Source organism: Mycobacterium paraffinicum (genome assembly GCF_025822865.1).
Lineage (GTDB): Bacteria > Actinomycetota > Actinomycetes > Mycobacteriales > Mycobacteriaceae > Mycobacterium > Mycobacterium paraffinicum.
Map to the genome: position 1 here is coordinate 61,284 of NZ_JACKUR010000016.1, position 17,490 is coordinate 78,773.

The 17,490-nt window shown below is 69.0% G+C and carries 21 protein-coding genes; 4 read left to right on the plus strand and 17 right to left on the minus strand.

Annotated elements, in window-relative coordinates:
- Positions 1 to 24 precede the first annotated feature (24 nt).
- Positions 25 to 1,191, minus strand: coding sequence for a DNA-processing protein DprA (gene dprA / locus H7J89_RS05465; protein ID WP_264037241.1), 1,167 nt, complete (start codon positions 1,189 to 1,191; stop codon positions 25 to 27).
- Positions 1,192 to 1,304: 113 nt separating this feature from the next.
- Between dprA and H7J89_RS05470 the strand changes: the two genes are divergently transcribed.
- Complete coding sequence (locus H7J89_RS05470; protein WP_264037244.1) at positions 1,305 to 1,580, plus strand: DUF4190 domain-containing protein; 276 nt, start codon at positions 1,305 to 1,307, stop codon at positions 1,578 to 1,580.
- Positions 1,581 to 1,594: 14 nt separating this feature from the next.
- Here H7J89_RS05470 and H7J89_RS05475 read toward each other — a convergent pair whose 3' ends face one another.
- From H7J89_RS05475 to H7J89_RS05490, 4 genes are all read right to left on the minus strand, one after another.
- Positions 1,595 to 3,106 (minus strand): YifB family Mg chelatase-like AAA ATPase, encoded by a 1,512-nt coding sequence (locus tag H7J89_RS05475; RefSeq protein ID WP_264037245.1) that lies wholly within the window; start codon positions 3,104 to 3,106, stop codon positions 1,595 to 1,597.
- Positions 3,106 to 3,483, minus strand: a complete 378-nt coding sequence (locus tag H7J89_RS05480; protein WP_264037247.1) for a YraN family protein — start codon at positions 3,481 to 3,483, stop codon at positions 3,106 to 3,108. The genes H7J89_RS05475 and H7J89_RS05480 overlap by 1 nt, the downstream gene beginning before the upstream one ends.
- A gap of 116 nt (positions 3,484 to 3,599) precedes the next feature.
- Entirely contained in the window at positions 3,600 to 4,418 is an 819-nt protein-coding gene (gene fdhD, locus H7J89_RS05485) for a formate dehydrogenase accessory sulfurtransferase FdhD (RefSeq protein WP_264037249.1), read from the minus strand.
- A 74-nt stretch (positions 4,419 to 4,492) separates the two neighbouring features.
- Entirely contained in the window at positions 4,493 to 5,473 is a 981-nt protein-coding gene (locus H7J89_RS05490; RefSeq protein WP_264037250.1) for an SDR family oxidoreductase, read from the minus strand.
- A gap of 275 nt (positions 5,474 to 5,748) precedes the next feature.
- Here H7J89_RS05490 and H7J89_RS05495 point away from each other — a divergent pair, with 275 nt between their 5' ends.
- On the plus strand, positions 5,749 to 6,507 hold the full coding sequence (locus H7J89_RS05495; protein WP_264037251.1) for a GAF and ANTAR domain-containing protein: 759 nt from the start codon (positions 5,749 to 5,751) through the stop codon (positions 6,505 to 6,507).
- 5 nt (positions 6,508 to 6,512) lie between these two features.
- On the opposite strand, the gene H7J89_RS05500 is transcribed toward H7J89_RS05495, so the two are convergent.
- The 4 genes from H7J89_RS05500 to rplS form a co-directional block, all read right to left on the minus strand.
- Positions 6,513 to 6,818, minus strand: coding sequence for a DUF2469 domain-containing protein (locus tag H7J89_RS05500; protein WP_264037253.1), 306 nt, complete (start codon positions 6,816 to 6,818; stop codon positions 6,513 to 6,515).
- Positions 6,815 to 7,618, minus strand: a complete 804-nt coding sequence (locus tag H7J89_RS05505; RefSeq protein WP_264037255.1) for a ribonuclease HII — start codon at positions 7,616 to 7,618, stop codon at positions 6,815 to 6,817. The genes H7J89_RS05500 and H7J89_RS05505 overlap by 4 nt, the downstream gene beginning before the upstream one ends.
- Positions 7,619 to 7,620: 2 nt before the next feature.
- Positions 7,621 to 8,499, minus strand: a complete 879-nt coding sequence (gene lepB / locus H7J89_RS05510) for a signal peptidase I (RefSeq protein WP_264037257.1) — start codon at positions 8,497 to 8,499, stop codon at positions 7,621 to 7,623.
- A 69-nt stretch (positions 8,500 to 8,568) separates the two neighbouring features.
- Positions 8,569 to 8,910 carry a 50S ribosomal protein L19 gene (gene rplS, locus H7J89_RS05515; RefSeq protein WP_007171386.1) on the minus strand — a complete coding sequence of 114 codons (342 nt, stop codon included), beginning with the start codon at positions 8,908 to 8,910 and terminating at the stop codon, positions 8,569 to 8,571.
- Between the two features lie 354 nt (positions 8,911 to 9,264).
- On the opposite strand from rplS, the gene H7J89_RS05520 reads away from it, so the two are divergent.
- Positions 9,265 to 10,236 carry a serine hydrolase gene (locus H7J89_RS05520; protein WP_264037260.1) on the plus strand — a complete coding sequence of 324 codons (972 nt, stop codon included), beginning with the start codon at positions 9,265 to 9,267 and terminating at the stop codon, positions 10,234 to 10,236.
- Here the strand turns inward: H7J89_RS05520 and trmD are convergent.
- The 5 genes from trmD to H7J89_RS05545 all read right to left on the minus strand — a co-directional run bounded on the left by trmD (position 10,233) and on the right by H7J89_RS05545 (position 12,912).
- Positions 10,233 to 10,937 (minus strand): tRNA (guanosine(37)-N1)-methyltransferase TrmD, encoded by a 705-nt coding sequence (trmD, locus tag H7J89_RS05525; protein WP_264037262.1) that lies wholly within the window; start codon positions 10,935 to 10,937, stop codon positions 10,233 to 10,235. The genes H7J89_RS05520 and trmD overlap by 4 nt on opposite strands.
- A complete protein-coding gene (gene rimM, locus H7J89_RS05530; protein ID WP_264037264.1) occupies positions 10,934 to 11,455 on the minus strand; it encodes a ribosome maturation factor RimM in 522 nt (173 codons plus the stop codon). The genes trmD and rimM overlap by 4 nt, the downstream gene beginning before the upstream one ends.
- 17 nt (positions 11,456 to 11,472) lie before the next feature.
- A complete protein-coding gene (locus H7J89_RS05535) occupies positions 11,473 to 11,715 on the minus strand; it encodes an RNA-binding protein (RefSeq protein ID WP_003878715.1) in 243 nt (80 codons plus the stop codon).
- Positions 11,716 to 11,720: 5 nt separating this feature from the next.
- Positions 11,721 to 12,242 (minus strand): 30S ribosomal protein S16, encoded by a 522-nt coding sequence (gene rpsP, locus H7J89_RS05540; RefSeq protein WP_264037266.1) that lies wholly within the window; start codon positions 12,240 to 12,242, stop codon positions 11,721 to 11,723.
- 250 nt (positions 12,243 to 12,492) lie between these two features.
- The gene (locus H7J89_RS05545; protein WP_264037268.1) at positions 12,493 to 12,912 is read right to left on the minus strand and encodes a nuclear transport factor 2 family protein; all 420 of its coding nucleotides are present in this window, start codon (positions 12,910 to 12,912) and stop codon (positions 12,493 to 12,495) included.
- 59 nt (positions 12,913 to 12,971) lie between these two features.
- Here H7J89_RS05545 and H7J89_RS05550 point away from each other — a divergent pair, with 59 nt between their 5' ends.
- Complete coding sequence (locus H7J89_RS05550; RefSeq protein ID WP_264037270.1) at positions 12,972 to 13,847, plus strand: D-alanyl-D-alanine carboxypeptidase family protein; 876 nt, start codon at positions 12,972 to 12,974, stop codon at positions 13,845 to 13,847.
- On the opposite strand, the gene H7J89_RS05555 is transcribed toward H7J89_RS05550, so the two are convergent.
- The 3 genes from H7J89_RS05555 to H7J89_RS05565 form a co-directional block, all read right to left on the minus strand.
- On the minus strand, positions 13,848 to 14,456 hold the full coding sequence (locus H7J89_RS05555) for a TetR/AcrR family transcriptional regulator (RefSeq protein WP_264037272.1): 609 nt from the start codon (positions 14,454 to 14,456) through the stop codon (positions 13,848 to 13,850).
- 1 nt (position 14,457) lies between these two features.
- Positions 14,458 to 16,299: an N-acyl-D-amino-acid deacylase family protein gene (locus H7J89_RS05560; RefSeq protein WP_264037274.1), complete on the minus strand. Its 1,842-nt coding sequence runs from the start codon at positions 16,297 to 16,299 to the stop codon at positions 14,458 to 14,460.
- Positions 16,300 to 16,368: 69 nt separating this feature from the next.
- Positions 16,369 to 17,460: a metal-dependent hydrolase family protein gene (locus H7J89_RS05565; protein ID WP_264040028.1), complete on the minus strand. Its 1,092-nt coding sequence runs from the start codon at positions 17,458 to 17,460 to the stop codon at positions 16,369 to 16,371.
- Positions 17,461 to 17,490 lie beyond the last annotated feature (30 nt).

Sequence of the window (17,490 nt, forward strand, 5' to 3'; positions counted from 1 at the left end):
CTGTCCCCGCCCGACCCCCGTCGACTATACGAGCCGCGTCGTCGATGCAGCTTGACCCCTTGCGGCCCGCACAAGTCGCCACTTGCCCTCCTGGCGCTGCACCAACCCGGCCAGCTCGAGGATCGCCAGCGGCCCCAACACCCGCTCGGGCGCCAGCCCCGAAGCGACCGCGAGTTGCTCGACGGCGGCGTCGCCGCGGCCCGGCAGCGCCTCGTACACCCGGCGCTCGTCGTCGCTGAGCGCGTCGAGCGCCGTCGTCGGGCGCGGCTCCTCGGCCGCCAGCTCGCCGATGCGGCCGATCAGCTCGACGATGTGGTCGGCCCGGGTCACCAGTTCGGCGCCGTTGCGCAGCAGCGCATGGCACCCGGCCGACGCGGACGACGTCACGGGACCGGGCACGGCGGCCACCACCCGGCCCAGCGCCCTCGCCCAGGCGGCGGTGTTCGCGGCGCCGCTGCGCAGCCCGGCTTCCACCACCACCGCGGCCCCCGCGACGGCGGCCACCAGGCGATTGCGGGTCAGGAATCGGTGGCGGGCCGGCCGGACACCGGGCGGGTATTCGGTGAAGAGCAGCCCGTGTTGCCCCACCCGGTGCAGCAACGCCGTGTGACCACTCGGATAGGGAATGTCGAGCCCGCCGGCGAGAACGGCCACGGTGATTCCGTCCGCGTTCAGCACCGCCCGGTGTGCCGCGCCGTCGATGCCGTAGGCGCCACCGGACACGACCGCGACCTCGCGTTGCGCCAGCCCCGCCGCCAGGTCCTCGGCCACCTGCTCGCCGTAGGCCGTCGCCGCCCGAGTGCCCACCACGGCGGCGGCCCGGTGCGCGACCTCGTCGAGCCGGCTCGGGCCCTGCGCCCACAACACCATCGGCTCCCCGCCGCGAGCTTTCGCGGCGGCATTCCCGAACGCGGCGAACGCCAACAGCGGCCACTCGTCGTCGTCGGGGGTGATCAACCGTCCGCCCCGGCGGGCGAGCAGCTCGAGGTCCGCGGCGGCGCGGTCGATTTCGCGCCGCGCTTCGGTGTGCCGCGCCAGGCCGTCGTCCACCAGTCCGCGGCGGACCCGGTCGGCCGCCTCCACCGGACCAACACTTCGCACCAGGCTGGCGAGCTCGGTGCAGGGCGGCTCGGCCACCCGGGACAGGTATGCCCACGCGCGCAGCACGGGATCGTCGACCGCGGTCAGCATCGCCGTGCTCCGGTGTCCAAGAATTCGCCAAGGATCCGTATAGCCCCGTACGCGAATGTGTTGTCGTCGACCCCCATTCGCCATCGCGCCGCCGGCAAGGAACGGAGCGAACAATGATCGTCTGCCAGCCGACCCAGCTCGCCGCGCCCGCCCGCCCCGTAAACCCCTGGGCGGTCGCGGCGTTCACTCTGAGCCTGGTCAGTTGGTGCGGCTTGCCGATTCCGATCCTGAGCGGCGCGCTCGCGGCCGTGGCGCTGCGCGACATGGAACAGCGCGGCGAGGGCGGCCGCGCGATGGCCCAGTTCGCCAGGGCGTTCGCCATCCTGGTGACCGTCGCGATTGCGGTCCGGGGCGGGCACAACGACTGGCTGGCGAAGGCGTACTGGTGACCCGGGCCCGGCGCTCATCGCCGCGCTCCCGGCTGCCGGAAGCTGAGCGCGGCCGCGACCTCCTCGGGCCCGGGCGATACCCCGCCGGCTAAGTCGGTCAGGCTCCACGCGACCCGCAGGGTGCGGTCCAGGCCGCGGATGCTGAGCAGCCCGCGGTCCAGCGCTTTCTGCAGCGGTTCCATCGCGGCGTTGCCGGGCCGGAACTTGCGGCGCAACAGCACCCCGCTCACTTCGCCGTTGGTGCGGAATCCGTGCGGCCGCCACCGCTCGGCCGCGGCCGCGCGGGCCTGCGCCACCCGCCGGCGAACCTGTGCCGTCGATTCGGCTTCGGTGCCCGCGAAGGCGCCCGCGCGCACCGCATGCATCTCCACCCGCAGGTCCACCCGGTCGAGCAGCGGCCCGGACAGCTTGCCCAGGTAGCGACGCTTGACCGCCGCCGCGCAAATGCAGTCCTGCGGATCGGCGGGGGCGCACGGGCACAGGTTGGCCGCCAACACCAGCTGGAACCGGGCCGGATAACAGGCCACCCCATCGCGGCGAGCGAGCCGAATCTCGCCGTCTTCCAACGGCGTTCGCAATGCATCCAGCGCGCTGACGCTGATTTCGGCGCACTCGTCGAGAAAGAGCACCCCGCGGTGCGCCCGGCTGACCGCGCCCGGGCGCGCCATGCCTGAACCGCCGCCGACGAGCGCCGCCACGCTGGAGCTGTGATGTGGCGCCACGAACGGCGGCGTGGTGATCAGCGGGGTGTCCCCCGACAGCAGCCCGGCCACGGAGTGAATTGCGGTGACTTCCAGCGACTCGCTCTCCGACAGCGGCGGTAACAGGCCCGGAAGCCGTTGCGCGAGCATCGTTTTCCCGACGCCCGGCGGGCCGGTGAGCATGAGGTGATGCGACCCGGCGGCCGCGACCTCCACCGCGAAGCGCGCCTGCGTCTGCCCCACCACATCGGAGAGATCCGCCGAGGCCTCGGGTGCGGTGGCCGTCGCGGTGATCCTGTTGTCCAGAGCGGCGGACCCGCTGAGCCACTTCTGCAGCTGCCCCAGCGTGCGCACGCCCCAGACGTCGATGCCGTCGACCAGGCTGGCCTCGGCGAGGTTGTCCACCGGGACGACGACGGCCGGCCAGCCGTCGCGTTTGGCGGCCAGCACCGCCGGCAGTATGCCGCGCACCGGACGGACCCGTCCGTCCAGCGAGAGCTCCCCCAGCAGCACCGTCTTGTCCAGGCGGTCCCACGGGTTCTTCCGTTGCGCCGACAGGACGGCCGCGGCCAGGGCGATGTCGTAGACGGAACCCATCTTGGGCAGCGTCGCCGGGGACAGCGCCAGCGTGAGCCGCGCCATCGGCCAGCTGTTGCCGCAATTGGCGACCGCCGCCCTGACCCGGTCGCGGGACTCCTGCAGGGCGGCGTCGGGCAGACCCACCAAATGCACGCCCGGCAGTCCAGAGGTGATGTCGGCTTCGATCTCCACGATTTGGCCGTCCACCCCGCGCACGGCGACCGAGAACGCCCGACCCAGCGCCATCAGCCGATCCCTTGCAAATGGGTGATTTCGGGTGTGCGCCGGCGACCGATCCGCACCTGGATCACGTCGATCCGTAGCGCCGCCCAGCGCTTGCCCTGGCCGGCCAGCCACAGGCCGGCCAGGCGGCGCAGCCGGCGAACCTTACGCTCGGTGACCGCGTAGGCCAGCCCGCCGTAGCCGTCCCCGGTACGGGTTTTCACCTCGACGAACACCACCGTGCGGGTGGCCTCGTCGCTGGCGATGACGTCGAGTTCGCCGTAGCGGCAGCGCCAGTTACGTTGCAGGATGGACAATCCCATCCTCTTCAGGTGATCCACGGCGAGCGCCTCGCCCATCGCCCCGAGTTGGGCCCGAGTCAAAGTCGTTTCGGTTGTCATGGGAGCCAATGTGCTCAGACGACCCCGACACGGCGGGCGGCAGCGACGCCTGCGATCCAGCCGCGACGGCCGGTTATCCCCAGTACCGTCTGCATGCACAACCGAGCCGAAGACGACTAGCTGATGCGATCGGCCCTGGTGTAGATGTTCATCGAGTCCTCACGCAGGAAGGCGACCAGCGTGATGCCGGACTCCTCGGCCAACGAGACCGCCAGCGACGACGGCGCGGACACCGCGGCCAGCACCGGGATCCCGGCCAGCACAGCTTTCTGCGTCAATTCGAAGGAGGCCCGCCCACTGACCAGCAGCACCGAGCCGACCAGCGGCACCCGCCGATGTTCCAGCGCCCAGCCGATGACCTTGTCGACCGCGTTGTGCCTGCCGACGTCCTCCCGCACCGCCAGCATGGTGCCGTCGACGTCGAACAACGCCGCTGCGTGCAGGCCACCGGTGCTGTCGAAAACCTTTTGCGCCGAACGCAATTGGTCGGGCATCGCCGCGAGGGTGGCCGCCGTGACGGCTGCGGGGTCCGCGCCGGGTGAGAAGCGGCCGATCAGCCGCACGGCGTCCAGCGACGCCTTGCCACACACCCCGCACGACGAGGTGGTGTAGAAGTTGCGGGTCACGTCGAGGGTCGGCACCGTGACGCCGGCGGCCAGTGTCACGTCGAGCACGTTATAGGTGTTCGTGCCCTCGACGGCGCCCCCGCAATACCGGATGGTCAGCACGTCGTCGCGGCCGGTGATGATCCCTTCGGTGAGCAGAAAGCCTTGGGCCAGTTCGAAATCCGCGCCCGGGGTGCGCATCGTCACGGTGACCGCCGCGCCGTTCACCCGGATCTCCAGCGGCTCCTCGACGACCAGCGTCTCCGGCCGGCTGATCGCTTTCCCGGCGGTGAGATGCTTTACCCGCCGGCGCGCAGTTACGTGCCGCACTAGGCGAATTCACCGTCAGCCGGGATCGCGGCTAAACGCTGGAACCTCACGCAGCCAAACTACCCTGGTCGGCGTCACACCGCCGAAGCCAGCGCCCTCAGGGTTTCCGCCGACGAGTGGACCGGCCGCCAGCCCAGCTGGGTGCGCGCTTTGGTGGTGTCCATGACCATCGAGGTGCGCGCGGTGTGCAGCCATTCCAGCATGGACGGGACCAGCGGCACCCGCGACAGCGCCGCCGAAGCCGCCGAAGCCGCGACGGCCGGCACCCGCACCGGGCGGCCGCCCAGCGCCCTGGCCACATCCCCCACCGTCACCACGCCGTCCCCGGCGATGTTGTACGCGCCGGGCGGCGCCGGGGTGGTGGCCGCCAGCGCGATCGCGCTCGCCACGTCGTCGTGGTGCACCAGCTGCAACGGGATGCCCGGATCCGGGACGACCGGCTTCAAAATCGGCACCGCCTTGACCACGGCGCGCATCGGGCCCGGCAACTGGTTCCACGGCATGGCGTCGGCCAGGACGGTGGCATTGGGCCCGGCGACGATGCACGGCCGCAGCACGAACACCTCGAGGGGCGAGTCCTTGGTGATCTCGCCCAGCAGCGCCTCGCACGCCGCCTTCTGCGCGGAGTAGTAGTGCTCGTCGGACCCACGTGCCGGGACGTCCTCGGTCAGCGGGTGGGGGTTGTCGCCGTGGTAGCCGTAGGCCGCCACCGAGGAGGTGTACACCAGGCGCCGTGTCCGCTCGCTGGCGACCGTCGCCTCGAACACGTTGCGGGTGCCCTGCAGGTTGATTCGGGCGCTCTCTTCCCGCGACCCCATGATGATGAAGGCGAGGTGGATGACCACGTCGGCCTGTGCCACCAGGGCGTCGACGGCCTCGCGGTCCAGGATGTCGCCCTGCTGGTAGGTCGTCTTCTGCCAGCCGCGCGAAGACGGGTCGAACGGCCGGCGCGCCATCCCGATGATGGCGTCCACGGCGGGTTCGCGCTCCAGCGCCGTCACCGCGGACATACCGATCTCGCCGGTTGGCCCTGTCACCGCGACGGTAATTCCCACTTGAAGGCTCTTTCCCGCCGGGCGCCCGCCGAAACCCCCGGTGGGAAATGTCACTGACGGGCGCCGCCGCGGGCGCGCCGATTGGTAAGTGCAAGACGCGCGGGTACCCGTATCGGCAACGGCTGCTTTTCGATGGCCGAGGGCGTGGCGGTCGAGGCGCGTGGGATTCGTCGCAATCGCACCGAACAGCGTGTGAGGGTCGCGCCCAGGACCGATAATCTACGGCGATCGAAACGCGGGGTCAGACTGCGAATGCGCAGGGAATGAGGCACAACATGGCGGACGAACCGACTGCCGCAGGCGGGCCGACGCCGGGCGGGGAAATGGCCGATCCCGGGACGGTGTTCGCCGCGCTGGCCGAGATCATCTACCAGGGCTCGGACGCCGGCCAGATGTATGCGGCCATCTGCATCGCCGCCACCCTGGTCGTGCGCGGATGCGACCACGCCAGCCTGTTGGTGCGTGATGGCGACCGCTACGTCACCGTGGGCGCGAGTGACCAGCTGGCGCAGCAGATCGACGAGCTGGAACGGCGTTCGGGGGACGGTCCGTGCATCGACGCGATCGAGGAGGAGACCCCCCAGATCGACCCGGACCTGACGACGCCGTCGCTGTGGCCGCAGCTGGCGAAGGTCCTGGTGGCGGAGACCCCGGTGCGCGGGGCGATGGGCTTTCGGCTGCTGGTGGACAAACGCAAGGGCGCCGCGCTCAATCTGTTCAGCGACACCCCAGGCGTGTTCGACGCCGAATCGGCCGGGCGCGCGGCGGTGCTGGCCGCGTTCGCCAGCGTGGCCATCAATGCGGTCGCGAAGGGCGAGGACGCCACCAGCCTGCGCCGCGGATTACTGAGCAACCGCGAGATCGGTAAGGCGGTCGGCATGTTGATGCTGCTCCACGACATGACCGAGACGCAGGCGTTTGAACTGCTGCGACGCCACTCCCAGACGCTGAACATCAAACTGGCCGATGTGGCGCGGGAGGTCATCGAGAGACGCGGGGAACTGCCGCCCGCGGAAGACAAGGAGAACGGCTAACCGGGCTACTCCGGCAGCCGCAGCTCGGGCTTTTCCACCTCTTCGATGTTGACGTCCTTGAACGTCACCACCCGCACCTGCTTGACGAACCGCGCGGGGCGGTACATGTCCCACACCCAGGCGTCGGCCAGTCGCAGCTCGAAGTACACCTCGCCGTCGGCGTTGCGGGGCACCATCTCCACGCTGTTGGCCAGGTAGAAGCGCCGCTCGGTTTCCACGACGAAGCTGAACTGGCCGACGATGTCCTTGTATTCGCGGTACAGCGAGAGCTCCATCTCGGTTTCGTACTTTTCGAGATCCTCGGCACTCATCTGTTCAGACGTCCTTCTCGGAGAAACACTTCCCCCGGCGTTCCGCCCGGGGAATCCTGGCCCCATCTTTCCTCACCGATATCCACCGCGCGCGGGCGAGGGTCCGGTCGGCATTCGGCCACGACGCGTCCGCCCGACCCTGCTGACCCTATGGCCACACGCCGGACATTGATGAACGAATGGCGGTGTTCGGGGCAGGGACCCAGCCGCGTCAGCGCCGTGCTGTGCGCCGGTGTGCTGTAGCCCTTGTGCTCGGCGAAGCCGTAGCCCGGATGGTCGGCGTCCATGGCGACCATCAGCCGGTCCCGGCTGACCTTCGCCAGCACGCTGGCCGCGGCGATGCACGCCGCCACCGCGTCGCCGCCGATGACCGGGAGCGACGGCACCGCCAGGCCGGGCACCCGGAATCCGTCGCTGAGCACGTAGCCGGGCCGCAGCGACAGGCCCGCCACGGCGCGGCGCATGCCTTCGATGTTGGCGACGTGCACGCCGCGCCGGTCCACCTCGGCCGGCGGGATGAACACCACGTGGTAGGCCACCGCGTAACGACGGATCAGCGGGAACAACTTCTCCCGGGCACTCTCGGTGAGCTTTTTCGAATCATCAAGCGCGGCAAGGCTTTCCAGGCGCCCCGGCCCCAGCACGCAGGCCGCCACCACCAGCGGGCCCGCGCAGGCGCCGCGGCCGACTTCGTCCACGCCTGCCACCGGCCCCAGACCGTTGCGGTACAGCGCCGACTCCAGGGTCCGCAACCCCGACGACTTGCGGATCACCGTCCGCGGCGGCCACGTCGTGGCCATGGCTACTGATGCTGCTGGGGGTTCACCGAAGACACGCCACCCCATCGCCCGGGCGGCCACACGATGAACCTCGCCTTGCCGATCACGTTGGACACCGGCACGGTCCCCGACGCGGGATCACCCGTGCACAACACGCCCTTGAGCGCCTCGGCCGGGACACTGTTGCAGTGGGCGCGCGAGTCCGCCGAGTGCGTCCGGTTGTCGCCCATCACCCACAGCCGGCCCTGCGGAACGGTGACCGGCCCGAACTCGCTGCCCAGGCACGGATACACCGACGGGTCGGCCATCATGGTGGCCGGATCCAGGTAGGGCTCTTTGAGCGGCTTGCCGTTGACCGTCAAGCCGGTGTCGGCCCGGCACTGCACCGTCTGTCCGCCGACCGCGATGACCCGCTTGACCAAGTCGTTTTCGTCGGGCGGCACGAAGCCGATGAAGGACAGCGCGTCCTGTGCCCAGTGCAGCACGGTGTTGTTGGACCGGATCGACTTGTACCCGAGGTTCCAGTTCGGCGGTCCCTTGAAGACGATGACGTCGCCGGGGCGGGGTGAGTCGAAGCGATAGCTGACCTTGTCGACCATGATCCGGTCACCGACACAACCGGTGCACCCGTGCAGCGTGGGCTCCATCGATTCCGAGGGGATCAGGTAGGGCCGTGCCACGAATGTCAACATGACGTAATAGAGGGCCACCGCGATCACCGCCAGCAGCGCGAATTCCCGCAGCGTGGATCGCTTGGAGCGCTCCGGCGCACCCTCGTCGGGCGCCTCATCAGGTTCGGGGACCTTCGGCGACTCGCCTTCGGGACTGTCCGGGATGCGGGTGGAGACCTTCGGCTCTGACTGGGCGGACTGGGGCTCAGATGAGTCCGTGGGATCGGTCACGAGATCAGAGTAGCCAGCGCAGATTGTCGCGCTGTAAACCGACCGGGACTGCCGCCCGGCCGTCCCGGCTCAGCGCTTTTCCTTGATCTTGGCCTTCTTGCCGCGGAGCTCGCGCAGGTAGTACAGCTTCGCGCGGCGGACATCGCCACGGGTCACCACCTCGATGTGGTCGATGTTCGGCGAATGCACCGGAAACGTCCGCTCGACGCCGACGCCGTAGCTCTCCTTGCGCACGGTGAAGGTCTCGCGGATGCCGCCGCCCTGCCGACGGATCACCGCGCCCTTGAACACCTGGATACGCTCCTTGGCGCCCTCGATGACCTTGACGTGCACGTTGATGGTGTCACCCGGGCCGAAAACCGGGATGTCGTCGCGCAGCGACGCTTGGTCGACGAAGTCCAGGCGGTTCATCTGAGAAGACACTTCCTTGCGGTCGCGGCCTGCGGCAGCAGCTCTCACCTGGATGTGAGGCAGTCGCCAAGCCGATGGGTTAGGGGCAACTAGGGCGTATCTCGCAGCAGGCAAGAAGCGGCCCGGCCGGCCTGGAACCGCTGGAGACAACTGGTCAATTGTGCCAGACAGGACGCTTGCCACGAAAATCACAGCGTCGGAGGCGGTTCGCAACGAGCCGAAAACGCTGGTGAATGGTACATATGACTGGGGCCAGAACGCGCTTCCGGACCTTGCGTGATGGCCGGGACAGGTGGCGCGATGCGGCCCGCACCCGTGCACTTGGGTGCGTCGGAGCCACGACGGAGGAGAGGAATGCGCGTTCGGCCGCTGATTTTGTTCACCGCCACAGCGGCGGTGGCGTTGATCGTGGCCGCCGGATGCGAGGCGAAGGTACAGGCCAAGGTATACAGCCTGCCGGTCTACGTCACACCCGACCGCGGTCTGCGCCAGCCGCCGCCACAGTCGGCCGAGCTCATGCTGGAGGCGGTCAAGCCACCGCAACAACCCGAACCGCAGCTGACCACCCCGGGACCGGTCGGCCTGCAGGCGCGGGTGCAGCAGGCAACCAACGAAGCCGCCGCCGGCGGAGCCGCCCTTTCGGTGGCGATCCTCGATCGCAAGACCCACCAGCTGGTCTCCACCGGCAACAGCCAGGTCATCGGCACCGCGTCGGTGGCCAAGCTGTTCATCGCAGACGACCTGCTGCTGCACGAATCGCAGGGCAGGGCCGCGCTGAGCGCGGACGACCGCCAGGCGTTGGACATCATGTTGCGGTCATCCGACGACGGCGCGGCGGAGAAGTTCTGGGGCCAGGGCGGCGAGAACGCCATCATCACCGCGGTCGCGGCGCGCTACGGGCTCACGTCGACCACCCCGCCCAGCGACGGACGCTGGTGGAACACGATGAGCACGACGACCGACCTGATCCGCTACTACGAGATGCTGCTCGACGGATCGGGCGGGCTGCCGGCGGACAAGGCGAAGGTCATCGTCGACGACCTGGCCCAGTCCACGCCGAACGGGCTCGACGGTTATCCGCAACGCTTCGGCATCCCCGACGGGCTGTACGCCGAACCGGTGGCGGTCAAGCAGGGCTGGATGTGCTGCATCGGCAGCGACTGGATGCACTTGTCGACCGGTGTGATCGGCTCGGACCGTCGCTACATCATGGTGGTGCAGTCGCTGCAGCCCTCCGACGACGCCACCGCCCGCGAGACCATCACCCGGGCGGTCAGGACGATATTTCCCGAGGGCCGGATCGACCCGCTCGGGCGCGGGCTCTAATCCTCTTGCCCGGGCGCGTCGAGCAGCTCCGGGCGGCGTTCGCGGGTGCGCTGCAGCGAGACCTCCCGGCGCCAAGCGGCGACGCGCGCGTGGTCGCCGGATAACAAGACCTCGGGAACGTCGAGCCCACGCCAGCTCGGCGGCCGGGTGTAGCTGGGCCCCTCCAGCAGTCGGTCCAGCGCCGGGGAGTGCGAATCCTCGCGATGTGATGCCGGATTGCCGAGGACGCCCTCGAGCAGGCGCACCACGGCTTCGATCATCACCACCGCCGCCGACTCCCCGCCGGGCAGGACATAGTCGCCGATCGAGACCTCCTCGACCCGCATCCGCCGGGCGGCATCTTCGATGACCCGCTGGTCGATGCCCTCGTAGCGGCCGCATGCGAACACCAGGTGCTCCTCGGCGCTCCACCGCTGGGCGTCAGCCTGAGTGAACAACGCACCGGCGGGGGTGGGAACAACCAGAACGGTTTTATCCGAACAGATCTCGTCCAGCGCTTCACCCCACACGGGGGCCTTCATCACCATCCCGGGGCCACCGCCGTACGGCGCGTCATCGACCGAGCGATGCACGTCGTGCGTCCATCGCCGCAGATCGTGCACCTGCAGGTCGACCAGCCCCGACTGAATCGCCTTGCCCGGCAACGATTGTCGCAACGGGTCCAGGAAGTTCGGGAAGATCGTGACGACGTCGATTCTCATGCCAGATCCAGCAGGCCCTCGGGCGGATCGATCTCGACACTGCGGTCGTCGAGCGACACCGACGTGACGATCGCGCCGACGAACGGCACCAGCACTTCCCCGCCGTCGCCTCGGCGCACCGCCAACAGCTCACCCCCGGCGGTGTGCAACACCTCGGCGACGACACCGACGTCCTGGCCCGTCACCGTGCGGACGTGCAGCCCTTCGAGTTGGTGGTCGTAGTAGGTGTCCGGCTCATCGATGGGGGGCAGATCATCGGAGTCGACGACGAACACGGTGCCGCGCAGCGCGTCGGCGGTGTCGCGGTCCGTCACCCCGGCCAATCGCAACAGCAGCCGCCCACCATGCTCGCGCGCGCTCTCGACGACGAAGTCACGTTCTTCACCACCGCGGGATGGCTTACCGCGCAAGGTGTTACCCGGCGCGAAGCGGGTCGCGGGGTCGTCGGTGCGGATCTCGACGACGACCTCGCCGCCGATTCCGTGCGCTTTCGCGACGCGCCCGACGGTCAACTCCAACGGAGCTCCATCAGCGGCTACTGGTCGGTGTCCACCACGTCGACGCGGATACCGCGGCCACCGATACCGGCGACCAGGGTGCGCAGCGCGGTCGCGGTGCGTCCGCCGCGACCGATCACCTTGCCCAGGTCGTCGGGATGGACGTGGACCTCGACCGTTCTGCCGCGGCGGCTGGTCACCATGTCCACCCGGACATCGTCGGGGTTGTCGACAATCCCACGGACCAGGTGCTCCACTGCGTCAACGACGACCGTGCTCACGTCAGTCAGCTTTCGGCGCTCGGCGCGGCCTGCTCGCCGCCCTCGGCGGCCGTCTCCGCCGGCGGGGCCTCGGCGGCGGTCTCCGCCGTCTCGGCGGCAGCCGCCGCCTCTGGCTCGGCGGCCTTGGCGGCCTTCTTGGCGGGCGACTTCTTCTTCGGCTTCGCGGCCTCGGTGGTGGGACCGCCCTCGGCCTCGGCCAGCGCGGCGTTGAACAGCTCGAGCTTGCTGGGCTTCGGCGGGGCGACCTTCAAGCGGCCCTCGGCGCCCGGCAAGCCCTTGAACTTCTGCCAGTCGCCGCTGATCTTCAGCAGCTTGAGGACGGGCTCGGTGGGCTGAGCACCCACGGACAGCCAGTACTGCGCGCGCTCGGAGTTGATCTCGATGAGGCTCGGGTCTTCCTTCGGGTGGTAGCGGCCGATGACCTCGATGGAGCGACCGTCGCGCCGCGTCCGCGCGTCGGCGACGGCGATGCGGTACTGGGGATTGCGGATCTTGCCAAGCCGAGTCAGCTTGATCTTCACAGCCATGGTTAAGCGGGTTCTCCTGTGTGTGTCACGCTGCAATTCAGCGATCGGGGCGGGATGCCCGGATCCGGTTTTGCCTCGCGTGTATGACCACGAAGCGATGCGTAATCGCTCGGCGGACAGCCGCCCATTGTGCCAGACCAGGGCGCCGCGCCAGAAATCCGCTCGATCACCGCCCAGATTGCCGTCATGGTCGCGTTCGGGGCGCAAGGCACAGCCATGGCGACAATCTCGGCGAAGGACGCCGAGCCGCCTACATGACCTTCTGGAAGACCTTGGTCTCGACCCGGCGGGTCATCCGCCAGCCCTCGGGCGTACGGACGAACTCGTCGTCGTACCAGAGCCCGCAGAACAACACCTGATCCTTGTCCCCACCGAGCACCATCGGGTTGAAGCAGATCACCCGCGACGAAGCCTTATCCCCGTCGATCCGCACCGAGAAGTTGCCCAGCATGTGCGCATACACCGGGAAGTTCGGCAGCACCTCAGACAGCCACTTCTTGACCTCCGGGTAGTGGCCCTCGATGCCGCCGAGGGCGGTGTAGTCGATGTAGGCGTCTTCGGTGAACACCCGGTCGAGGTCGTCGAATCGGCGCTGGTCAATGGCTGTGGAATAGTCCACCAGAAGCTGCTGGATCTCTAAGCGGTCGGAAATCTCGGCCAGGCTCAACATGCATCGGACAGTAGACGAAAATCGACGCCGAACAGGCCCGGAAGTTAGACTTTCGCCCCATGCGCAAGGTCATGGCCGCAGCCGCGGCCCTGCTCACGGTGGGGGCTTACGGTGCGACCGGTCCCACGGCCTGGGCCGACAGCATGCAGCCGGTGGGCTCGGTGCCGATCCCGGACGGCCCGGCCCAGACCTGGATCGTCGCCGATCTCGACACCGGTCAGGTGCTGGCCGGCCGCGACCAGAACGTGCCCCACCCGCCGGCGAGCACCATCAAGACGCTGCTGGCCCAGGTGGTCCTCGACTCGGTGAGCCTGGACTCCACCGTCGTGGCCGACGCGGCCGACACCCAGGTGGAATGCAATTGCGTCGGCATCAAACCGGGCCGCACCTACACCGCGCGTCAGCTGCTCGACGGCCTGCTGCTGGTCTCGGGTAACGACGCCGCCAACACGCTGGCGCACATGCTGGGCGGGCCCGACGTCACGGTCGCCAAGATGAATGCCAAGGCCGCGTCGCTCGGCGCCACGAGCACCCATGCCGCGACGCCGTCCGGGCTCGACGGGCCCGGCGGGTCCGGGGCATCGACCGCGCACGACCTGGCCGTCATCTTCCGCGCCGCGATGGCCAACCCGGTGTTCGCGCAGATCACCGCCGAGCCGTCGGCGATGTTCCCCGGCGACAACGGCGATCACCCGATCACCAACCAGGACGAGCTGTTGCAGCGCTACCCCGGCGCGATCGGCGGCAAGACCGGGTTCACCAACGCGGCTCGCAAGACCTTTGTCGGGGCCGCCGCCCGCGGTGGCCGTCGGCTGGTCATCGCGATGATGTACGGCCTGATCAAAGAGGGCGGACCGACGTACTGGGACCAGGCGGCGACGTTGTTCGACTGGGGATTCGCGCAAAGCCCGCAGTCCGGCATCGGCTCGCTGTAGCTATTGCGTTAGGCCCGCATCCGGCGCCGCCGCGGACAGCAGCGTCATCAGCATCGGGATCCGTTGCTCGGCGATCTGCGGCTGCGGCAGCACCCCCTCCACCACCGCGGCCCCGTCGAACACGTTGGTCAGCAACGCGACCAGAACCGGGAACGTTTCCTCGGGGAAGCTTTCGGCCCCGGGCAGCGTACGGGCAGCGTCGTGAATCTTCGCGGAATACTGGCGCAGCTCGGTTTGCAAAGTGGCCCTGAGCTTTTCGTCGGTGCGTGCGGCGACCAACAGTTCGTACAGCACGGCGTTGCTCGGGGCGGCGGTGATGTCGCGGAGTATCGCCAGGGCGGCTTCGAGCGCCGGCCGATCGGCCGGTATTTCGGCGACCCGCTTGGTGAAGGTCTCGAGCTGACGACGCAGCGCCTCGGACGCCGTGGCGGCCATGAAATCGCCCATCGTCTCGAAGTGCCGGAACAGGGCGCCCACCGACACCCCGGCCCGCTTGGTGATCACGGCCGCCGACGCCCGGGCGTATCCGACCTCGATGATGGTGGCGATGCAGGCGTCGAGCAGCCGTCCCACGGTCTCTTCCCGACGCTGCTGCTGGGTTCTGGCCACGTCAGCCTCCGATTTTCAGGGCGCTCCGGCCCCGGTGCCGCTGGCCCGCGCGCAGGTAGCGGCCCGATTTCACGGTCCGGCCGTAGCCGTCCGTGAACTGGCCCCCGCCCTGGCAACCCCGAAAGACGACGGCGCCGCCCACACCGGTCGCGACGACGGCGTCGTCGTTGCGATTGACCATGCGCCGCAATCCCCCGTAGAACGGCACCTCTTCCTCGTAGTAGCCCTCGACCGCTTCGTTCAGGCCGGCCGGGTCGATCACCACGAAGTCCGCGCGGTCGCCCTGCCGCAGCGTGCCGGCGTCGACGCCGAACCACTCGCCGAGTTCACCGGTCAGGCGGTGTACCGCCTGCTCGGTGGACATGAACGGCGCGCCGGCCCGGTGGGCGTCCCGGACCCGCTTGAGCAGTTTCACCGGGAAGTTGTAGAAGGCCATGTTGCGCAGGTGCGCACCGGCATCCGAGAAGCCCATGTGCACGCTGCCCTCGTTGGCGAGCGCGTTAAGCAGCTTGGGGCGGTGGTTGGCCACGACGGTCGTCCACCGGACGTTACGTTCGCCGTTCTCGACGAGCACGTCCAGAAACGCGTCGAGCGGGTGCAGCTTGCGCTCGTCGGCGATGGCCCCAAAGCTCTTGCCTATCAACGACTTATCGGGGCACTCGACGATTACCGCGTCGTGGAAGTCGCGGTGCCACAGCGACGGTCCGAGTTTGATCCGGTCGAACTCCTTGCGGAACTTCCGGCGGTATTCCTTGTCGGCCAGTAACTCGTTGCGCTCCAACTGGTCCCGCAGGTGCAGGGCGGCCGTTCCGGCGCCGAACTCCTCGAAGACCGGCAGATCGATTCCGTCGGAGTACAACTCGAACGGCACCGGCAGATGCTGGAATCGCACGCTGGCGCCGAGCAGCTTGTTCAGCAAGCGGGTCCCCGGGCCGAAGACGTATACCGACAGCGGCATCGACTTGGCATCGGCGGATACCAGCATGCTCATGCGAACACCCTTGCCGCGGTTGAGGATCCGGCTGCTGGCCAGGAAGAAAAGCATGCCGGACGACGGCTTCGCCACGTTGGGCGCGCTCTGCAGCATGCGGCCGCGCTTGCGCAGCACCTTGATGAGCCTGCGGCGCTCGCGCCAGGTCGCGAAGGTGGACGGCAGCGCCCGCGACCGGAAGCGCTCACCGTCGAGCTTGTCGATGGCCGCGTCCATTCCCGACATGCCGAGCACCCCGGCGTCGAGCGCCTCCTCGAGCAGGGCCGCCATCTGCTCCAGCTCGGCGGCGGTGGGCGAGACAGTGGCGTCAGTGGCCCGATCGAGCCCGAGCACCGCGGTCCGCAGGTCCGAATGGCCAAGCAGCGAGCCGATATTCGGCCCGAGTGGCAGGGCGTCGATCGCCTCGATGTATTCGGCCGCGGTGGACCACGTCTTGTCCTGCAGGGCGCCGTAGACGAATTCGCGGGGCACGGCCTCGACGCGGCTGAAGAGGTCGGCGGCGTCCTCGGAGCTGGCGTAGACCGTCGACAACGAGCAGTTCCCGAGCAACACGGTGGTGACACCGTGCCGCACGGACTCCCGCAGACCCGGGTCCAGCAGCACCTCGGCGTCGTAGTGGGTGTGCACGTCGATGAAGCCGGGCACGATCCACTTGCCGGCCGCGTCGATCACCTCGGGGCAGCCCGTCTCGTCCAGCGGCCCGTCCGACACAGTGGCCACGACGCCGTCGCGGATACCCAGCGTGCGGGTCTGCGGCGCGCTGCCGGTGCCGTCGAACCACAGGCCTTCGCGAATGATCACGTCGTAAGCCACTTTTGCCTCCAGTTGTCGTGGTGACTTGGACCGTAACATAGATAGCAAGCACTCGCAATCTTTTCCGGAATTCGGCGTGTCAGCCCCGTGAACAGGCCCGATTCCGGACTACGTCGGCGGGCGGAACGCCTTGCCGCGCAGAATCACCAGGTCCGGACGGTGCAGCGCGGCCGGGCCCGACCGCGGATCGTCCGCGTAGCACAGCAGGTCGGCGGACGCGCCGTGATCCAGCCCGGGGCGGCCCAGCCAGCGACGGGCGTCCCAGCACCCCGCGCCCAACGCATCGGTCGGGCTCATTCCGAGGCCCTTGAGCGCTTCGATCTCGTCGGCGATGCGCCCGGGCGCGACCATGGTGCCGGCGTCACTGCCGGCGTAGATCGGCACGCCCGCATCACGGGCCGCGGCGATCCGCGATAGGCCGCGCGCATGCAGGTCGCGCATGTGAGCGGCGTAGGTCGGATACTTCGCGGCGGCGGCGTCGGCGATACCCGGGAAATTCTCGACGATGTTGACCAGCGTGGGGACCAAGACGGTTCCGTGCTCGAGCATCAGCGCGATGGTGTCATCGGTGAGGCCGGTGCCGTGTTCGATGCAGTCGATGCCGGCCTTGACCAGCCCCGGCAGCGCGTCCTCACTGAAGACGTGCGCGGTGACCCGGGCGCCATGAGCGTGTGCGGTGTCGATCGCGGCCTTGAGCACGTCGTCGGACCACAGCGGGGCGAGGTCGCCGACGCTGCGATCGATCCAGTCGCCGACCAGCTTGATCCAGCCATCGCCGCGCCGCGCCTCTTCCGCCACCGCCTCGGGCAGTTGCCACTCGTCTTCCAGCTCGCGTGAGAAACCCGCCGCATACCGCTTGGGCCGGGCCAGATGTTTTCCGGCCCGGATGATGCGCGGCAGGTCCTCGTGGTCGTCGAGGCTGCGGGTGTCGGTGGGTGAGCCGCAGTCTCGCAACAGCAGCGCACCGACGTCGCGTTCGATCTCGGCCTGGGCGATCGCCTCGTCGAGCGGAATCTCGCCGTGCTCGCCGAGCCCGACGTGGCAGTGCGCGTCCACCAGGCCGGGGATGATCCAGCCCTGAAAACCAGATGAGCCGAAGACGGTGTCGGCCCCCGCGACCGGTTCGGTGCTGATGCGCCCGTCGACGATCCACAGCTCGATTGGGGTCTCGTCCGGCAGCCCGACACCTCGCACGTGCATGCGCACGGCGGGTTAGTTTTGTCCGGTCCG